Genomic DNA, 19,064 nt, shown 5'->3' with positions numbered 1-19,064 from the left:
ATTATAGCTACTCAAAGTTTGGTTATAAAAGTTATATGCTATTTGTATGACGGGAAATAGTTTAAGTGAATGATAAATAGAAAAATCCTCACTATATAATGAATAAATCTGATAAGCAAAATTCAATATATAGGAGGATTGTTATTGAATCACATCTTAAAGAAGAATGTGAGAAAGACCTAAACCGATTAATAAGCAGAAAAGCATGCTTAATAAACCAGGAATCATAAAGCTATGGTTTAAAATATATTTACCAATTTTGGTTGTGCCCGTAGTATCGAAGTCAATGGATGCAATGATTGGACCGTAATTAGGAATAAAGAAGTAACCATTTACTGCCACAAATACACCGATTAATACTGGAGCTGGGATACCTAATGCGATACCAAGTGGGAACAATGTCGCTACTGTTGCACCTTGGCTGTTTACTAATACTGAAAGTACAAATAGCGCGAAAGCAAATGCCCATGGCGCAGTTTCAACTAAGCCTTTTACCATTTCTTTCACTTCAGTCATGTGCGCTTGCATCAATGTATCGCCTAACCATGCAATACCGAAGATTGCAATTACTGCACGCATACCTGCGTGGAATACAGAACCTTTAGTGATTTCAGTGCCATCTGGTTTACAAGTTAAGATAATTAACGCACCAATCGCTAACATAATGATTTCGATAGTGTGTGCCATCCCCATTGGTTTACCATCAAATACTGGACGTAAAGATGGAACCGCACCCATGATTACAACAAGTAATGAACCAAATAAGAATAAAGAAACAGAAATTTTAGCTGTTTTGCTCACTTCTACTTCTTTGACTGAAGTGGTAGAAGCAAAAGTATCTGCATATTTTGGATCATTTAAACGACGTTGATATTCCGGATCATCTTTTAATTCTTTACCCATTTTGTTTACAAATAAACAAGCAATAAAAATACCTAAGATGGTTGAAGGAATAGTTACCATCAATACGTCGCCAAGATGGATGCCTTGAGGTTCAAGGTAAGCCACGACCGCTACAACAGCTGCCGCAATAGGGCTTGCTACGATAGCAAATTGTGATGCGATTACCGCCATTGACATTGGACGTTCTGGACGGATACCGTTTTGACGGCTCACTTCAGCGATAACAGGTAATACAGAATATGCTACATGGCCAGTACCCGCTAAGAAAGTGAATAACCAAGTTACTGCTGGAGCGATAAATGTAATGTGTTTAGGATTACGACGTAAGATTTTGGTTGCGATTTTGATCATGTAGTCTAAACCGCCAGCTGCTTGCATTGCTGCTGCCGCTGCCACTACAGCCATAATCATAAACATAACATCAATAGGTAAACCTGCTGGTTTTAGACCAAAGCCAAAAGAAAGAATAGCAAGGCCTAAACCACCAAATACACCTAAACCGATACCACCTACACGTGCACCCACAAAGATACACAATAATACGATGGCAAATTGTAGTAAGAACATTGCAGACATACTGCCCCCTAAGTTAATTAAAAAAACATCTTTGTTTTATTTGTTAAAACAGCGACTAATATAGCAACAAATAGGTATCGATTCCATAACATGGATCAATAAATTGTAGTCAAAAGTACAGTTATTTCTAGTTTAGTTGTAGAGGTATAATTCAAGGTGTTTAACGTTCATAAGAATTTTTTTGAAAGATAACCCAAGTGCGGTTATACTTGAGCCCTATTTTGACGTACTTGATTAGTAGAGAAAACAATGCAAGAATTTATCCCAATGGCAACAGAGTTTGCTCAAAAACATACTCTTTTAGCGGTTTCTTGGTTTGCGATTTTCGTGATGGTAATTTATACCTTCTATAAAGGTGCAACGAGTAAATTTAAAGTAATTACTCACAATGAGGTTATTCGTTTAATCAATGCGGATGAAGCTATTGTGGTGGATTTACGTAGTATTGAAGAATTTCAACGTGGTCATATCATTGATAGCATTAATTTACTTCCAAGCGAAATTAAAAATCAAAACATCGGTAAAATTGAACAACACAAAGAGAAAGCAATTGTGTTGGTAGATATTAACGGTGTTTCCGCACCAGCTTCAGCTACACTTTTAGCGAAACAAGGTTTTAACCGTGTGTTTGTATTAAAAGAAGGCATTTCTGCATGGGCAGCGGCAAATTTACCTTTAGTTAAAAAACATAAATAATAAGGAATAGAAAATGTCAGAACAAAAACAAGACGTTGCAGCAACAGAAGAACAACAACCCGTTCTTCAAATTCAACGTATTTATGTGAAAGATGTGTCTTTTGAAGCACCAAATCTTCCACATATTTTCCAACAAGAATGGAAACCAAAACTTGGTTTTGATTTAAGCACCGAAACAACCCAAGTTGGTGATGACTTATATGAAGTGGTATTAAACATTTCTGTTGAAACTACACTTGAAGATAGTGGTGATGTCGCATTTATTTGTGAAGTAAAACAAGCGGGCGTATTCACTATTAGCGGTTTAGAAGATGTTCAAATGGCGCATTGTTTAACTTCTCAATGCCCGAATATGCTTTTCCCTTATGCGCGTGAATTAGTGTCTAACTTAGTAAATCGTGGTACGTTCCCTGCGTTGAATTTATCTCCAGTAAACTTTGATGCATTGTTTGTTGAATATATGAATCGTCAACAAGCAGAAAATGCAGAAGAAAAATCTGAAGAAGGTCAAACTAAACACTAATTAAGTGGTAAAACAAAAGGCAAGCTAGGAATCCTAACTTGCCTTTTTTGTTGTTAAAGTGCGGTCAATTAATAGCTTGAATTGATTAACACTTCTTCACCATAGCCACCTAAAGTCGGCATTGGTTGATAAGTTGAGTTTGCTGCACGCATTAAACGAATACCACGAATACCCGCTTCTTTAGCTGCTAATACATCATCATCGCTGTCGCCATAGTGAATGCTAACTTTATGCGCAATAATGCCCGGGGTTTTGTTGTATTTAGTTGTGCGTTCACGTCCGCCCATAAACTCAACAGGGTGCATATTTTTAATATCAAATGCTTTTTGTAATATAGGCGTTACACCATCCACGTTCCCTGCTGTACGACCTGTAATAAAATAAATTTGGTCTCCGCGTTCTTGGTGCATTTTGATCAAATCAGCAGCGATTTGTTTTGGAATGGAATATTTATCACAACCTGCGTTAACTTCATTCCAGAAATCTTGGTTTTTCAAATAGTCTTGTTTACCTGGAGAATATTTTTGTTGACCATAATAGAAACAAGAGCTGGTGAAAAGTACGGTATCATCAATATCAAAGCTGACATTAATTGGGCCTTTGCCTTCTAATTCTTTTTTAATTTGATCTACTGAAATCCAGTGAATTGGTTGCTCTTGCAACATTTCACGCGCATTTGTACCAGATTGTGTATAAGGTTCAGTTTTGCCAGCCATGGCGGGAATCGCAGCGGCAGTTAACAATGCCACTAAAGATAATTTCATTAAATTTTTCATAGAGAATCCTTCTAGGTTGGGTTTAAAATCTGCGTCATAATACGCTTTTTATTGAGTCAATCAATTAGAAGCAATCGTTTTCGATGTTAAAATATGATCATGATCACATTTTTTAATTTCTTTTGATGAATAAATATACAATATATTTTAACTTGAATTCTGATAATTCATCACCATATAACGAAAAACTTTTATTTAATAAAGGATAGAACAATGACAACGATTGTATGTGTTCGTAAAAATGGCAAAGTGGCAATTGGTGGAGATGGACAAGCAACACTTGGTAACTGTGTGGAAAAAGGAAGTGTACGTAAAGTACGCCGTTTATATAGAGATAAAGTAGTGACAGGTTTTGCTGGTTCTACTGCTGATGCTTTTATTTTACGAGACTTATTTGAGAAAAAATTAGAATTGCATCAAGGACATTTAGTTAAATCTGCGGTGGAGTTGGCAAAAGAATGGCGTACAGAGCGCTCATTACGCAAACTAGAGGCCATGATGATTGTAGCAAATGACAGCGATTTTTTACTTGTATCAGGCTCTGGTGATGTAATTGAACCTGAGTTTGATGTGTTGGCTATCGGTTCTGGTGGTAACTACGCAAAAGCTGCTGCACTTGCCTTGCTTAGAACTAAAAATGATTTAACCGCAAAAGAAATCGTCGCGGAAGCGCTAAAAATAGCGGGTGATATCGATATTTACAGTAATCATAACCACGTTATTGAAGAAGTATAAACTTACTCATGTAGGTGTGAAAAGCGCATTTCATATACAAATATGAAATGGTGATCCATGTTAATAAAAGCATTTCTCCTACATTTTCATTATATAAAGGATAATTTATGTCAATGACCCCTCGTGAAATCGTTTCTGAATTAGATGCGCATATTATTGGACAAAATGAGGCTAAACGTGCAGTGGCGATAGCATTGCGTAACCGCTGGCGCCGCATGCAGTTAACTGAAGAACTTCGTCAAGAAGTAACGCCTAAAAATATTTTAATGATTGGTCCAACAGGCGTAGGTAAAACAGAAATTGCACGTCGCCTAGCGAAACTTGCTAATGCACCATTTATCAAAGTAGAAGCGACCAAATTTACTGAAGTGGGGTATGTCGGTAAAGAAGTAGATTCTATTATCCGAGATCTTACGGATGTTTCCCTGAAGTTGGTTCGTCAACAAGCGGTAGAAAAAAATCGTATGCGTGCACAAGATGCTGCAGAAAATCGTATTTTAGATGTGTTACTTCCTCCAGCAAAAGATCAGTGGGGAAATGTGCAGGATTCTGACAATGCTAGTACGCGTCAAATCTTCCGTAAAAAACTACGTGAAGGGCAGTTAGATGATAAAGAAATTGAAATTGATGTATCTGCTGGAGTATCAATGGGGGTAGAAATTATGGCGCCTCCAGGTATGGAAGAGATGACAAGTCAATTGCAGTCGCTCTTTCAAAATCTAGGTACAGAGAAGACTAAAAAACGCAAAATGAAGATTAAAGAGGCGTTGAAAGTTTTAATTGATGATGAAGCGGCAAAGCTCATCAATCCAGAAGAGCTTAAGCAACAAGCCATTGATGCGGTAGAACAAAACGGTATCGTCTTTATTGATGAAATTGATAAGATTTGTAAAAAAGGTGAACACTCAGGTGGTGATGTTTCGCGTGAGGGCGTACAACGTGATTTATTACCGATTATCGAAGGTTCAAGCGTGAATACTAAGCATGGTATGGTAAAAACGGATCATATTTTATTTATTTGTTCTGGTGCATTTCAAATAGCACGTCCATCTGATTTATTGCCAGAATTACAAGGTCGTTTGCCAATCCGAGTGGAATTGAAATCCCTGACGAAAGAAGATTTTGAGCGTATTTTAACTGAACCAAATGCATCACTTACATTGCAATATCGTGAGTTAATAAAAACAGAAGGTGTGGAAGTTGAGTTTACTCAAGATGGCATTAGTAAAATTGCAGAATCAGCGTTTAGAGTGAATGAAAAAACGGAGAATATTGGTGCTCGTCGTTTACATACTGTATTAGAGCGTTTAATGGACGGAATTTCTTTTGACGCAAGTGAACGCGCGGGGGAGAAAATTGTGATAGATGAAAAATATGTTTCTGAAGCGTTAAATGACGTTGTTGAAAATGAAGATTTGAGTCGTTTTATTCTTTAAGTATTTTCTTTTCTGATACAAGAAGTGCGGTGAATTTTCACCGCACTTTTTTGCTTTTTTAAATTAAGAAATTAATTGGTTTTTAATTTGCTCCAATATTTTTCATAAATATCGACAGCTTCACCAACATCACCTTGCATAATCCCTTTTTCTACTTCTGATGCGGGTGGAAATAGTTTAGGATCGTTGGCAACTTCTGGGCTGAGTAATGCTTTGACTCCTTCATTTGGCATAGAAAAGCCCATGCGTTCTACCACAACTTTGGCATTTTCTGGACGAAGTAAGAAGTCAATGAACTTATGCGCACCTTCAACATTTTTTGCTGTAGTTGGAATCGCATAGTTATCCATCCAGAAAATTGCGCCTTCTTTTGGATACACAAATTGGAGAGATGGATTTTCTTTATGTGCTAAATAAGCAGAACCATTCCAAATCATACCAATTGCTGCTTCACCTTGTACGTAAGGGACTTCTGGCGAATCAGAGTTAAAGGTCGCTACATTTGGTAAAAGTTTTTCTAAACGTTCATAAGCTGTTTTGATGTCTTCTTCATTGGTGGTATTTGGCGATTTACCATCAAGTAATAATGCTACGTGGAACACTTCACGCGCATCACTGGTCATAAGAACTTTACCTTTAAATTCAGGTTTCCATAAATCCGCCCAGCTGGTGATGGTTTTAGGATCAATCTCATCCGCATTAACTTCAATACCAGTAAGTCCGTAAACGTAAGGTAATGAATATTTATTTTCTGGGTCGAATTCTTTATTTAATAAATGTTTAGGGATTTGATGAATATTGGTCAATTTACTTTGATCAATCGGTTGAAGCATCTTTTCCTTAATCATTTTATTTACGTAGTAACTTGATGGAAACACCAAATCATAGCCAGAGCCAGTATTCTGAGTAAGTTTGAGTTTCGCGTACATTTCTTCGTTGCTTTCAAAGGTAGAATAAATCACCTCGATGCCGGTTTCTTTAGAGAACTGTGCGACTAAATCAGAAGGTACATAGTCTGTCCAGTTATAGACGTAAAGTTTGTTATTGGCAAAAGCGGATGCCGCGAAAAGTGCGGTGGTGGAAAGGAAAAGATTTTTGAGTGAGTGAGCAAAGAATTTTTTCAATTTATTGACCTCCGAGGGTTATCGTTCATCATAAAACGCACAAATTTTGCGCGCGCGCAGTATAGCATTTTTTTCGTAAAAGGTTTGACATATTTCCCTTTCGGGGTAAGATTTTGCCAGTTTTTTCCTAAGAGATTTTTTATGCTTAATTTTGCCTATCAAGAACACGTTCGCTCTTATTATTTCGACTCTCGTAACCAAGATTTTCAATTCCCGCCGCTCACTCAAATTGAACATGCTGATGTATGCGTGATCGGAGCTGGCTTTTTTGGTTTATCTGCGGCATTAGAACTGGCGGAAAAAGGAAAAAAAGTTATTGTATTAGAGGGTGCTCGAGTAGGATTTGGTGCTTCTGGTCGTAGTGGTGGGCAGGCAATTAATGGCTTTGAAGAAGGCATTGATGAATACGTTAAACAAGTTGGCGAAGATAAAGCGCATAAACTTTGGAATATGTCATTAGAGGCCATTGATATTATTGATGAGCGTATTGAAAAATATGGCATTCAATGCGACTGGAAAAAAGGCTATGCCACATTGGCATTAAATGAACGCCGAATGGATGACTTAATTGAAATTGAAAAAGAAAGTCATGGGAATTTTGGCTATCAGAATATGCAACTTTGGGATAAGGCTAAATTAAAACAGCACTTAGGCAGTGATATTTATGTGGGGGGCTTATTTGATAGTAACTCAGGGCATTTACATCCACTTAATTATTGCCTAGGTTTAGCGAAAGCTTGTGTCGAACTGGGTGTTCAGATTTTTGAACAATCTCCCGTAGTGGATATGGTTGAGAAAAATGGTTGCGTTGAGGTTAAAACAGCTAAAAGTGCGGTGATTTCTCAAGACGTCATTTTAGCCACCAATGCTTATATTGATGCGCTCCCGAAATCTATTCACCACGGAATTAATCGTAAAATATTACCTGTAGAAAGTTTTATTATCGCCACAGAGCCGTTAAGCCAAGCGGTTGCTGATTCTGTTATTAATAATGGAATGTCGGTGTGCGATAATAATTTATTATTAGACTATTATCGTTTGAGTGCTGACAATCGTCTTCTTTTTGGTAGTGATTCTAGCTCAGAAAAAGATATGGTCGCGATTATGCGGAAAAATATGTTGCGCGTATTCCCGCAACTTGAAAATGTAAAAATCGATTATGGCTGGGCTGGCCCGATTGATATGACGTTAAATTCAACGCCACATTTTGGTCGTATTTCTCCGCACATTTATTTTGCTCATGGTTATTCTGGTCATGGTGTGGCTTTGACAGGTCTTGCGGGGCGAATTGTAGCCGAGGCAATTTTAGGTAATGATGAACGCTTATCTATTTTTGAAAGTCTGAAAGTCCCTTCTGTTTATGGTGGTCGAATTATCAAAGATCTTGCGACAAAGATTGGTGTACAGTATTACAAATTTTTAGATCGTTATCGTTAATAATATTCGGAAACACATTTTTCCCGTATAATCGTAGATATTTTTTACAGCAGAACGGCATTATGAATAAAAATCAAACCTTAGTTTCTCTTGCTATTTTCACCGCACTTTACAGTCAGCAAAGTATGGCGGATTTACGTGATCAATGTTTAATGGGGGTACCACACTTTACTGGCGAAGTGGTACAGGGGGACTTAAATACCTTACCCGTCTATATTGAAGCTGATGATGCAGAGATTAATCAGCCTACACAGGCCGTATATCAAGGTAACGTAGATGTAAGACAGGGAAATCGTCATTTAATGGCAGATTCTGTTGAAGTGAAACAATCGGGGAATCATCAAGCTCCACAGCGTTTTGTCTATATACGAGGTGGATTTGATTATAAAGATAATCAACTTAATATGCTGGGGAAAAATGCTGATTTTAATTTAGATAGCCATGACGGCCATGCCACAAATGCGGATTATGAATTGGTTGGGCGACAAGGAAGAGGCAAGGCAGAACATATCAATTTACAAAATGATTACCGTATAATGAAAAATGCCACATTTACCTCTTGTTTACGAGGTGATAATGCCTGGGCGGTAGATGCATCCGAAATCCGTCAATATGTAAAAGAAGAATATGCTGAAATGTGGCATGCACGTTTTAAAGTGCATGGCGTGCCTGTTTTTTATACCCCTTATTTGCAATTACCAATTGGTGATCGCCGTCGTTCGGGATTATTGATTCCAAGTGGTGGCTCATCTAGCCGTGATGGCTTCTGGTATATGCAACCGATTTATTGGAATATTGCACCGAATTACGACATGACGGTTACGCCTAAATACATGTCGCATCGTGGTTGGCAATTAAATGGTGAATTTCGCTATTTAACCTCTATAGGGGAAGGAAAAGTTGCAGGAGAATATCTAGGCCGAGATCGTTATGACGAATATATTAGTGATAAACGTAAACGCCATTTATTCTATTGGAATCACAGTTCAAGCTTCTTAGAAAACTGGCGTTTTAATGTAAATTATACACGAGTGAGTGATAAACGTTACTTTAACGACTTTGATTCACAATACGGTAGCAGCACAGATGGCTATGCAGATCAGTATGCGCGAATTGCTTACTATAAACCTAATTATAATTTCTCGCTTTCAGCGCGCCAGTTCCAAGTTTTTGATGAAAATCTATCTATTGGTCCTTATCGTGCGATGCCACAAATGGACTTTAATTATTACAAACATGATTTAGCCAATGGATGGTTAGATTTTAAATGGTATTCTCAAGCTGTACGTTTTGATAATGACAGTGATCTCATGCCAACGGCATGGCGTTTTCACATTGAACCAAGTTTAGCTTCATCAATGTCAAATGAATATGGTGGCTTGAAAGTAGAAACTAAACTTTATGGCACACGTTACGAGCAGAAAAAGGGTTCTGGAGTGAATGCGGAAGAGGTTCAGAAAAACATAAATCGTGTCATTCCACAATTTAAGCTTGATTTACAAACTGTATTAGCTCGGGACACCACTTTCTTAAAAGATTACACTCAAACTTTTGAACCACACATTCAATATTTATATCGCCCTTATCGTGATCAAAGCAATATTGGTTCAAAACAACGTACGAGTGATTATTTAGGATTTGGTTATGATTCCGCATTGGTACAGCAAGATTATTATTCGCTTTTCCGTGATCGCCGTTACAGTGGATTAGATAGAATCTCCTCTGCGAATCAAATGACATTAGGTGGAACAACTCGCTTTTATGATAAAACGGGTGATGAACGCTTTAATTTATCAGCTGGTCAAATTTATTATTTAAATGATTCACGTATTGATGATAACCCCGTAAATAAAACGCCAACATCGTCATCAGCTTGGGCTTTAGAGTCTAACTGGAAAATGAGTGAGCATTGGCGTTGGCGTGGCAGTTATCAATATGATACGAATACGCACGCAACATCGTTAGCGAATACATCATTGGAATATAATCCTGCAAAGGATAATTTAATCCAATTAAATTATCGTTACGCTAGTCAAAATTATATTGATCAAAATTTAGGGCGATCAGCAAATGCTTATCGTCAAGATATTCAGCAGATAGGGCTTGTTACTGCATGGGAAGTTTCAGATAACTGGTCGGTTGTGGGCAAATATTATCATGATCTCGCACTTAAAAAACCTGTTGAACAATATCTTGGTATTCAATATAACACTTGTTGTTGGGCTGCCGGAATTGGTGCAAGACGCTATGTGACAAGCCGTCAACATCAAGATGAGGATTCTGTGCTCTATGATCATGGTATTGGTTTTACCTTAGAATTACGTGGTCTAGGTACAAATAATTACCAAAATGGTATTGATGATATGCTCGAAAAAGGTAAGTTACCTTACATCCGTGCATTTAGCCTTGAATAATCCATTCTAAAACCGATAGCGATTGCTGTCGGTTTTCTCATTTTTTTAAACGAAAGCGCTTTCACCAAAAATTAGTATAAATTTCACCGCACTTTCATCTCTTTTATTGACTGATGTAAAGATTTCATTATATTGACAGCTTTCATTCTAACTTATAGGAACAATTTATGGCGCAATCTGCACCAAAGCGTGAAACCTTCTCTGGTCGTAACGCGTTTATTATGGCTGCCATTGGCTCAGCGGTGGGCCTTGGTAATATTTGGCGTTTCCCTTATACCACTTATGAAAATGGTGGGGGCGCTTTTATTATCCCTTATCTTATTGCATTATTAACTGCAGGGATTCCTCTTTTATTTTTAGATTATGCGATTGGGCACCGTCACCGTGGTGGGGCACCATTGTCTTATCGTCGTTTTAGTCCACATTTTGAAGTGTTTGGCTGGTGGCAAATGATGGTGAATGTCATCATTGGCTTATATTATGCCGTTGTGCTTGGCTGGGCTGCAAGTTACACCTATTTCTCAATTAATGGTGCTTGGGGAGATAAACCGATCGATTTTTTCATTGGTGAATTTCTGAAAATGGGCGACATCAAAAATGGGGTGAGTTTTGAGTTTGTGGGAATGGTCACCGGCCCATTAATTGCGATGTGGATTATTGCCCTCGGTGTACTTTCACTTGGTGTACAAAAAGGCATTGCAAAAGTTTCATCGGTATTAATGCCGGTGTTAGTCATTATGTTTATTGCTTTGGTTATTTATTCTTTATTTTTACCTGGTGCAGAAAAAGGCTTAGATGCTTTATTTACACCAGATTGGTCAAAACTATCTAATCCAAGTGTATGGATTGCCGCATATGGACAAATATTCTTTTCTCTCTCAATTTGTTTTGGAATTATGGTGACATATGCTTCTTATCTTAAAAAAGAATCAGATTTAACCGGAAGTGGATTAGTAGTAGGTTTTGCAAATAGTAGTTTTGAAGTGTTAGCAGGCGTAGGTGTTTTTGCGGCATTAGGCTTTATTGCAACGGCACAAGGCCAAGAAGTAAGTGAGGTAGCAAAAGGCGGAATTGGTTTAGCATTTTTTGCATTTCCAACCATTATTAACAAAGCACCATTTGGTGAAGTATTAGGTGTCTTGTTTTTTGGTTCATTGACGTTTGCAGCATTGACTTCTTTCATTTCTGTTATTGAAGTGATCATCTCTGCTATTCAAGATAAGCTGCGTGTTCGCCGTGTGAAAGTAACCTTTATCGTGGGTGTACCAATGATGCTGGTTTCAGTGCTCTTATTTGGTACGACAACAGGATTGCCAATGTTGGATGTCTTTGACAAATTCGTGAACTATTTTGGTATTGTTGCTGTTGCATTTGTATCATTAATTGCAATTGTGGCAAATGAAAAATTAGGGTTATTGGGCGATCATTTAAATGAAACCTCTTCTTTCAAAGTGGGCTTTTTCTGGCGTTTATGTATTGTGCTGACCACAGGTATTTTAGCATTTATGTTATTTAGTGAGGGCGCCAAAGTCTTCTCTGAAGGATATGAAGGATACCCAAGCTGGTTTGTCAATATTTTTGGCTGGGGAATGGCTATCAGTTTATTAATTGTGGCGTTTATGCTTTCTCGCTTAAAATGGAAAAATGATACCCAATTAATCCTTGATGAAAAAAAAGGAGAGTAAAATGAGTTTGAGTGCAATTATTATGATGATTGTGGCTTTTGGCGTTATTTGGGGCGGTTTTATCTACGCCTTGATACGCTTGCCTAAAGAAAAATAAGTATAGTATTAACCGCACTTTAATCGTGCGGTTATTTTTTTAGCTCGCTTGATAATTTAATAACATCAGCTTAACTCATATCATATTATTGGGAGGGGCATAAAATTCATTCATGCCGTAGGGGGTTATCTAAAAAAGCGAATCTTTACATTAATTTATAAATTTCTTATTCTCATTTCCATTAATATTATGTAGAATATCTATCCGATCCGATCTTTAACTTGTCTCTACCTAGTTTGGATTATTAATGGGCAAGTTAACTTATTGGAGTGAAGTCATTAATTTTTTAGTTGTATTTATCTTTGACAGATAAGTTCCTTTCTTTTTAAGAATAATAAAAATGTCTCATCTGAATAACGCAACATGGAATGTTGCCTATCATTTATTAACCACATATATTGCATTTAATACATCAAAGAAAATACATTCATTTCACTTATTAACAATCTTAACGAGTTCTAGGTTTAGGTTTTAATCTTTCTTAAGATGGAATTTCAGAGTGGAAATTTAAACATTCTGTTATTTCTTATTTTCCTTAACAATATAAAGGTATTTATACGCTTTTCCCAAGCCTTTATTTTTTTCACTTATCTCACGCCTGAGAGCGTGCATTTAAATTAATATAGGATTATCAATATGAATCATATCTATAAAGTTATTTGGAATACGATCACACAAACATGGGTTGCCGTTTCCGAACTTAGCCGTGCAAAAGGCAAAACAAAATCAAGTAAAACATTAAGTGCGGTAGTTTTAGCTGCAACTTCTGGAATCCTTATTTCTGGTCAGGCTCAATCTGCTAATGAAGTAGGGAGCGCTAAAGATAATAGTTCTGTTGTATTTGGTATCCAAAGCTATGCTTCTCACGATGCAGTCGCCGTTGGCGGAGAATCAAATGCAAGAGCTTATGAGGATGTAGCAATTGGTTATAAGGCAACTTCAGGAGCTGAGTTAAAAATTGAAAACGGCAAAGAGGTCACTCATTCGTCAAATCAATCTAGCGTCGCAGTAGGTACACACGCCCAAGCCACTCATGTTGCAACAACTGCAATTGGTGCACATGCACAAGCAATCCACAATTTTGCAACTGCCGTAGGTGCTGGAGCAATTGCTGATCACGAAAACGCATCTGCATTTGGTGAAGGCGCTAAAGCGCAGGGGACGTACTCAACAGCTTTAGGGAAAGGAGCGTCCGCAACAGAAGATTATGCTGTAGCATTAGGTAAAGAAGCATCCTCAACAAATACTTATTCAACATCTATAGGTACAAAAGCGAACGCTACAGGTCAATCTTCATTAGCTATAGGTGGAGCAGCAATAGACTCTCTACCAATCAGAACTAATGAGGAAGGTAAGCAGTATTCTAAATTAGAAGATGGTGTTGGCGCAAAAGCCACGGGGCAAGATTCTGCTGCAATTGGAGCCAGCGCTAACGCTACTGCAAAGGCAGCGCTTGCTGTAGGTAAAATGGCAAATGCGTCCGCTAACTCAACTATTGCTGTAGGCGATCAAGCCCAAGCTTCTGGAGAAAAAGCAACCTCCATTGGTGCTGGTGCTATTGCAAAAAATGATGGTACTATTGCGATAGGTGATCGAGCTAAAGTGGGCGCAACAAATGGAAATGTTGCGGCAACTAATGGCATTGCTATTGGTACAGAATCTGAATCAAAAGATCAACAAGCTATTGCCGTTGGTAAAAAAGCAATTGCAGCAGGTAATAACTCTATCGCCTTGGGGAATGAGACTAAAACAACTGGAGGCGAGGGAGTTGCCATTGGTAATACAGCAAATGCATCTCACCACTCTGTAGCCTTCGGTTCTCAAGCTAAAGCTACTGCAGATAAAGGGTATTCCTCTGCATTTGGTAATCAATCTGAAGCTACCGCAGCCGACGCATCTGCCTTTGGTAATACAGCCATAGCAGCAGCACAAGATTCAACTGCTATAGGCGCACACAGTAGTGTGACGTCAGTCGCAACTGGTGGTACTGCACTAGGCCGCAGTTCATCCGTAACCACAGCAGGCGGCGTAGCATTAGGTCAAGGTTCATCATCATCTAGAACAGCGTTAGACCCAAATCATGTTCAAATAAATGATAAAAATATAGACAAATCCACTGGTATTTCTCAAGATAGTGAAAAAATTTCCGATGTTTACTCACCAGTTAAATTAATTGATGACCCAGAAGTACTTAAGAGAGTAAAAAACACAATTCACGGAAATGCAGGCGCTGTTTCTTTAGGTAAAGATGGTGAAACCACTCGCCAACTCACCAATCTTGCACCAGGTAGTGCAGATTCTGATGCCGTCAACGTGGCGCAGTTAAAGGCTGTTGTGGGAACAATCAAACATTATAACGTGACCTCTAAAGATGGGGATATTACCATTAATCCCGATACCACCGATCCAAATAAGACTGTTTGGGATTTAAAAATAAATCCTAAATATAAAATCAAATATTTCTCAGTCAAGTCAGAGGGTGGCGCCAACGAAAATAATGATGGTGCAACTGGGAAAGACGCAATTGCAATTGGCAAAGATGCAGCCTCATCTGCAAATAACGCTGTAGTAATTGGTAAATCAGCGACAGCATTAAAAAATGATGAACAATATGACTTAAATGTTGGTAAAGCAAAAAGTAATGCTGACAGCGCTGTTGTGATCGGTAACGGTGCAATCAGTAAACAAGCTCGTACAGTAGCAATTGGTAATGCTGCAACAACGTTACACACTAGTGCAATTGCAATAGGTGATAAAGCTTACAGTAATGGTGCTCGAGGAATTGCAATTGGTCGAAATGCTCAAAGTACAGGTAATAATTCAATTGCACTAGGTGCAGGTGATCAGAATGATGGCAATAAAACAGAAGCTAGCAAAGATCACGCTGTTGCCATTGGCTCAGGTGCCGTAGCAAACATCGCTGATGGTATTGCTTTAGGTTCAAAATCAGAAACAACTGCAGCTTCAGGTCAAACTGGCTTTGATGCATCTACACATGATGGGCGAGCAAATCACTATAGCGGACTCAATGGAAAAACGCTTACCTCTAACCTTGCGGGATTATCCATTGGTAATGGTGACAAAACCCGTCAAATTAACCACTTAGCAGCAGGTACAGCAGATGATGACGCGGTAAACGTAGCGCAATTAAAATCCGTGAACCTTGCCTTCAAAGGTGACAATAATACAAAAGGTGATGTACGTTTACATGATCAACGTTTATCTGTTGTTGGTGCGACAGATAGTTTTATTACAACCAAAGCAAGTAATAATGAATTAGAAATTAGCACTACACAAGGAACATTCTCTACGACGGATGGCAAATCATCTTCTACCACAGCAGGTTTAGCTACAACGACTGCTGTTGCAAAGGCAATCAATGAAAGTGGTTGGGAAGTGCGAGCAAAAGGTAACAAAGTTGGTCTGGTAAATCCAGGTGATAAAGTTGACTTCACTAATGCAGATAAAAGCATTGAAATCGAATCTTCCGCCGAAGCCAACGGTTTATCTACAATTAAATTTAAAGCAGTCACGGAAACAATCCAAACGGAAGAAAAATCACCAATTACTCAAATTGATGTAAATGGCAGCACTGTTTCTAAAACAACAAAAGGGAAGAATGAGCCTACAGGTCGATTTGTTGTACCAACAGGAGACAAGGCTAATAAATATGCCTTAGCTACAGCTTATGATGTAGCAGATAAAGTCAATCAAACAGGTTGGAATTTATACACCAATGGAGGGGCTCGCTCTTTAATCAACCCAGGTGATTACGTCAACTTTAAGTCAGGCAATGCTACCAATGCCAAGGTTGTGACTGAAGCAAGCGAAGGGGCAACGATTAGCTATGATGTAAACGTAGATAACACCACAATAAAAATTGACTCTAATGGTAATAAGCTTACTGCAAATACCGGAGACGTAGATTCGGTAACAAATACCGAAGGTACTAGTAAAAAAGGACAAGTTACAATTCATAAAGACCCGCTAGAGCCGTCAAAAACTGATTCAGGTAAACTTGCTACTGTTGATACTGTAGTAAAAGCGGTTAATAACGCCAAATGGTTTACCATAGCAAAAGACTCAGATGACAAGGTTACAGGTGAAACTAAAACCAATGAATCTGAAGGTACTGCAATGGCAGCAGGTGAAACACTAGGTTTAAATGCAGGCAAAAACCTACGTTTAAAACGCGAAGCCAACACAAACAACTTTACTTTTGCTTTGGATAGCAATTTGAAAGACCTTGATAGTGTTCACACAAAAGAAATTAAGTTGGGTGAGAGCAATAACCCTATCAGCATTAAAAATGATGGCGACCGCATCACCTATACGACGAAAGGTGGAAATAACTCCGACGTAACGCACAAGGTAGCAAACCTAGAAGATGAGAAACACATCAAGCCAACAACAGATGGCAACGAATATACTGTTGATGCAAGCGGCAACATTACCATGACCTATGCGGACGGCAACAATAAAGATGTAACAAATACGAAAGCAGTAATCAAAGGTGTTGCTAAAAACGATTTATCCAATATTACTAATGATGGTAAAAGGGCTATTACTACTTTAGGCTCGGTAGTAAAAGCGGGTGACAATGTGTTAGTTGACGAGGATACTGATGCAGTAACAGGTAAAAAAACTTACACCGTGAATGCAGTTACACCTGTGGTTTACACTGACAAGCAAGGCAATCGTGTTTACAAAGTGAAAGATGGCAATGGCTATAAATTCACTAAAAATGCAGATGGCACAGGCGAGGTTGTAAACAAATCAGACGTGATTGCATCATTCTACGATGGTAACAACAGCACCACTGCAGGCACCATGATTGTGAATAATATTGGTTCGGCAATCAAAAATGTGACTGTTCCAGCGGGTAAAGATGCAAATAACTTCTTAAATAAATTAGAGGTTGCTGCATCAGCTACAGGTACACCAAATGCTGCGGTAAATGTTTCTGACTTACACAATACGGCTGATGCATTGCGTAGTAATGAAATCCATATTGCTCCAACGACTGATAAAACCGAGGGTAAGGAAGCAACTCACTACAAGTATGATGCGGATAAAAAACAAGTTGTGATGACTTATCAAGATGGTAAGGGTAAGGATGTTGCGGACAAAAAAGCCGTAATTGATTTAAGCTCACTGGCTGATTCTGTTCACAATTATGGATTTAAAGCAAATGCAACAGGCAATGGCTCCACTGGTGCCTCCGCTCAAGATGTAGCCAATGGAACAACAGTCAACTTTGATGCAGGCAAAAACTTAACGGTGACACAAACAGTTGATGGTGAAAAAAATCACACTTATAGTTTTGCATTAAGTAATAACGTAGACCTAACCAGCGCAGGCTCTATAACAATGGGTGACACCAAAGTTGACAATAGCGGCATTACCATTAATGCAATCACTCCAGCAGCTGGCGAAACCAAAAAACCAGATGTCACCCTAACCAACACAGGTTTAAGCAATGGTGACAATCACATCACGAATGTGAAGGGTAATTTACCAAGCACTCAAAACAACACAGCGAGCGGTGATAACGCCCAAAGTAACGCGACAAAATCAAAAGAAGCGCCAAATATCACAGGTACAGGTGATAATGTTGTAAATGTTAACAATGCAGCTACTGTGGGTGATGTGCTAAATGCAGGCTGGAACCTTCAAGGTAATGGTAGCGACATTGACTTTGTTAAACCTTATGACACTGTCAACTTCGCAAACGGCACAGGCACAACTGCAACTGTCACCAACATGGATGGCAAAACCACTACCGTGAAATATGATGTAGCTGTTGGCAAAGGCTTAGAAGTGGATGGTGACAATAAAGTTACCGTTAAAACCGATGGTGACACCATTACCGTTGGGGAGGATGGCAAACTCAAAGCAAGCCTTTCAACTGAAAAAGTGAAAGCCGCTACAGGCGACGACAACATTGCCACCGTTACACCATCTACGACAGATACATCAAAATACGGTGAAAAAGGTGCAACCTATGAAGTCGCTGTGACAAAAAGTGCGGTGAAACAAGTCGCTAAAACAGCAGTGAAAGTGGCGGCAGGCGATAATGTGATTGTTTCATCGAAAGATGACGCAACGAATAATGAAACCACTTACACTGTAGAAGCGGTAACGCCTGTGGTTTATACAGACAAATCAGGTAAGAAGGTTTATGCAGTAAAACAACCTGATGGTAGCTATAAGTTCTATAACAAACCAAATAGCACAAATTCAGCAGATGAAGTTAATCCATCAAATGTTATTGCATCTTTCCTAGATAGCAATAATAGCACCACTGCAGGAGCTATGATTGTGAACAATATTGGTTCAGCAATCAAAAACGCGACTGTTCCAGCGGGTAAGGATGCAAATAACTTCTTAAATAAATTAGAGGTTGCTGCATCAGATACAGGTACACAAAATGCTGCGGTAAATGTTTCTGACTTACACAATACGGCTGACGCATTGCGTAGTAATGAAATCCATATTGCCCCAACAACTGATAAGGCCGAGGGTAAAGAGGCAACCCATTACAAATACAATGCTACAACGAAACAAGTTGAAATGACGTATGAAGACGGCAAGGGCAATAAGGTTGCAAACAAAAAAGCCGTGATTGATTTAAGCTCACTGGCTGATTCTGTTCACAATTA

Annotated in this window: 12 protein-coding genes; 9 read left to right on the top strand and 3 right to left on the bottom strand. The window is 38.6% G+C overall.

The window, feature by feature from the left end:
• Window positions 1-156: 156 nt before the first annotated feature.
• Window positions 157-1,479 carry an anaerobic C4-dicarboxylate transporter gene (locus KP713_RS08325; RefSeq protein WP_065264918.1) on the bottom strand — a complete coding sequence of 441 codons (1,323 nt, stop codon included), beginning with the start codon at window positions 1,477-1,479 and terminating at the stop codon, window positions 157-159.
• A gap of 249 nt (window positions 1,480-1,728) precedes the next feature.
• Here KP713_RS08325 and KP713_RS08320 point away from each other — a divergent pair, with 249 nt between their 5' ends.
• Both KP713_RS08320 and secB read left to right on the top strand, forming a co-directional pair.
• Complete coding sequence (locus KP713_RS08320) at window positions 1,729-2,175, top strand: rhodanese-like domain-containing protein (RefSeq protein ID WP_005635667.1); 447 nt, start codon at window positions 1,729-1,731, stop codon at window positions 2,173-2,175.
• Between the two features lie 13 nt (window positions 2,176-2,188).
• Complete coding sequence (gene secB / locus KP713_RS08315; RefSeq protein WP_005629412.1) at window positions 2,189-2,698, top strand: protein-export chaperone SecB; 510 nt, start codon at window positions 2,189-2,191, stop codon at window positions 2,696-2,698.
• Between the two features lie 68 nt (window positions 2,699-2,766).
• Here the strand turns inward: secB and aphA are convergent, their stop codons facing one another.
• A complete protein-coding gene (aphA, locus tag KP713_RS08310) occupies window positions 2,767-3,474 on the bottom strand; it encodes an acid phosphatase AphA (RefSeq protein ID WP_065264915.1) in 708 nt (235 codons plus the stop codon).
• Between the two features lie 213 nt (window positions 3,475-3,687).
• On the opposite strand from aphA, the gene hslV reads away from it, so the two are divergent.
• Together hslV and hslU are read left to right on the top strand one after the other, a co-directional pair.
• Complete coding sequence (gene hslV, locus KP713_RS08305; protein ID WP_215770383.1) at window positions 3,688-4,209, top strand: ATP-dependent protease subunit HslV; 522 nt, start codon at window positions 3,688-3,690, stop codon at window positions 4,207-4,209.
• Between the two features lie 107 nt (window positions 4,210-4,316).
• Window positions 4,317-5,645, top strand: a complete 1,329-nt coding sequence (hslU, locus tag KP713_RS08300) for an ATP-dependent protease ATPase subunit HslU (RefSeq protein WP_065264913.1) — start codon at window positions 4,317-4,319, stop codon at window positions 5,643-5,645.
• A 71-nt stretch (window positions 5,646-5,716) separates the two neighbouring features.
• On the opposite strand, the gene KP713_RS08295 is transcribed toward hslU, so the two are convergent.
• Window positions 5,717-6,769, bottom strand: coding sequence for an extracellular solute-binding protein (locus KP713_RS08295; protein WP_046942905.1), 1,053 nt, complete (start codon window positions 6,767-6,769; stop codon window positions 5,717-5,719).
• A 141-nt stretch (window positions 6,770-6,910) separates the two neighbouring features.
• On the opposite strand from KP713_RS08295, the gene KP713_RS08290 reads away from it, so the two are divergent.
• From KP713_RS08290 to KP713_RS08270, 5 genes are all read left to right on the top strand, one after another.
• Window positions 6,911-8,206, top strand: coding sequence for an NAD(P)/FAD-dependent oxidoreductase (locus KP713_RS08290; RefSeq protein WP_215770382.1), 1,296 nt, complete (start codon window positions 6,911-6,913; stop codon window positions 8,204-8,206).
• A gap of 62 nt (window positions 8,207-8,268) precedes the next feature.
• Window positions 8,269-10,620, top strand: a complete 2,352-nt coding sequence (gene lptD, locus KP713_RS08285) for an LPS assembly protein LptD (RefSeq protein ID WP_215770381.1) — start codon at window positions 8,269-8,271, stop codon at window positions 10,618-10,620.
• Window positions 10,621-10,787: 167 nt separating this feature from the next.
• Window positions 10,788-12,305 (top strand): sodium-dependent transporter, encoded by a 1,518-nt coding sequence (locus tag KP713_RS08280; RefSeq protein WP_215770380.1) that lies wholly within the window; start codon window positions 10,788-10,790, stop codon window positions 12,303-12,305.
• Between the two features lies 1 nt (window position 12,306).
• Window positions 12,307-12,402 carry a methionine/alanine import family NSS transporter small subunit gene (locus KP713_RS08275; RefSeq protein ID WP_080351522.1) on the top strand — a complete coding sequence of 32 codons (96 nt, stop codon included), beginning with the start codon at window positions 12,307-12,309 and terminating at the stop codon, window positions 12,400-12,402.
• Between the two features lie 636 nt (window positions 12,403-13,038).
• The coding region (locus tag KP713_RS08270; RefSeq protein WP_215770379.1) for an ESPR-type extended signal peptide-containing protein at window positions 13,039-19,064 on the top strand (6,026 nt) is incomplete at its 3' end.

This window comes from Haemophilus sp. SZY H36, from assembly GCF_018829625.1.
Classification (GTDB): domain Bacteria; phylum Pseudomonadota; class Gammaproteobacteria; order Enterobacterales; family Pasteurellaceae; genus Haemophilus; species Haemophilus haemolyticus_K.
This window is presented reverse-complemented; position numbering and strand designations above follow the sequence as displayed.

What these genes read in the sequence shown, in the direction of transcription:
- KP713_RS08320 (WP_005635667.1), top strand. Translation starts at nt 1,729, where the DNA reads ATGCAAGAATTTATCCCAATGGCAACAGAGTTTGCTCAAAAACATACT.
- KP713_RS08325 (WP_065264918.1), bottom strand. Translation starts at nt 1,479, where the DNA reads ATGTCTGCAATGTTCTTACTACAATTTGCCATCGTATTATTGTGTATC.
- secB (WP_005629412.1), top strand. Translation starts at nt 2,189, where the DNA reads ATGTCAGAACAAAAACAAGACGTTGCAGCAACAGAAGAACAACAACCC.
- KP713_RS08275 (WP_080351522.1), top strand. Translation starts at nt 12,307, where the DNA reads ATGAGTTTGAGTGCAATTATTATGATGATTGTGGCTTTTGGCGTTATT.
- KP713_RS08290 (WP_215770382.1), top strand. Translation starts at nt 6,911, where the DNA reads ATGCTTAATTTTGCCTATCAAGAACACGTTCGCTCTTATTATTTCGAC.
- hslU (WP_065264913.1), top strand. Translation starts at nt 4,317, where the DNA reads ATGTCAATGACCCCTCGTGAAATCGTTTCTGAATTAGATGCGCATATT.
- aphA (WP_065264915.1), bottom strand. Translation starts at nt 3,474, where the DNA reads ATGAAAAATTTAATGAAATTATCTTTAGTGGCATTGTTAACTGCCGCT.
- KP713_RS08280 (WP_215770380.1), top strand. Translation starts at nt 10,788, where the DNA reads ATGGCGCAATCTGCACCAAAGCGTGAAACCTTCTCTGGTCGTAACGCG.
- hslV (WP_215770383.1), top strand. Translation starts at nt 3,688, where the DNA reads ATGACAACGATTGTATGTGTTCGTAAAAATGGCAAAGTGGCAATTGGT.
- lptD (WP_215770381.1), top strand. Translation starts at nt 8,269, where the DNA reads ATGAATAAAAATCAAACCTTAGTTTCTCTTGCTATTTTCACCGCACTT.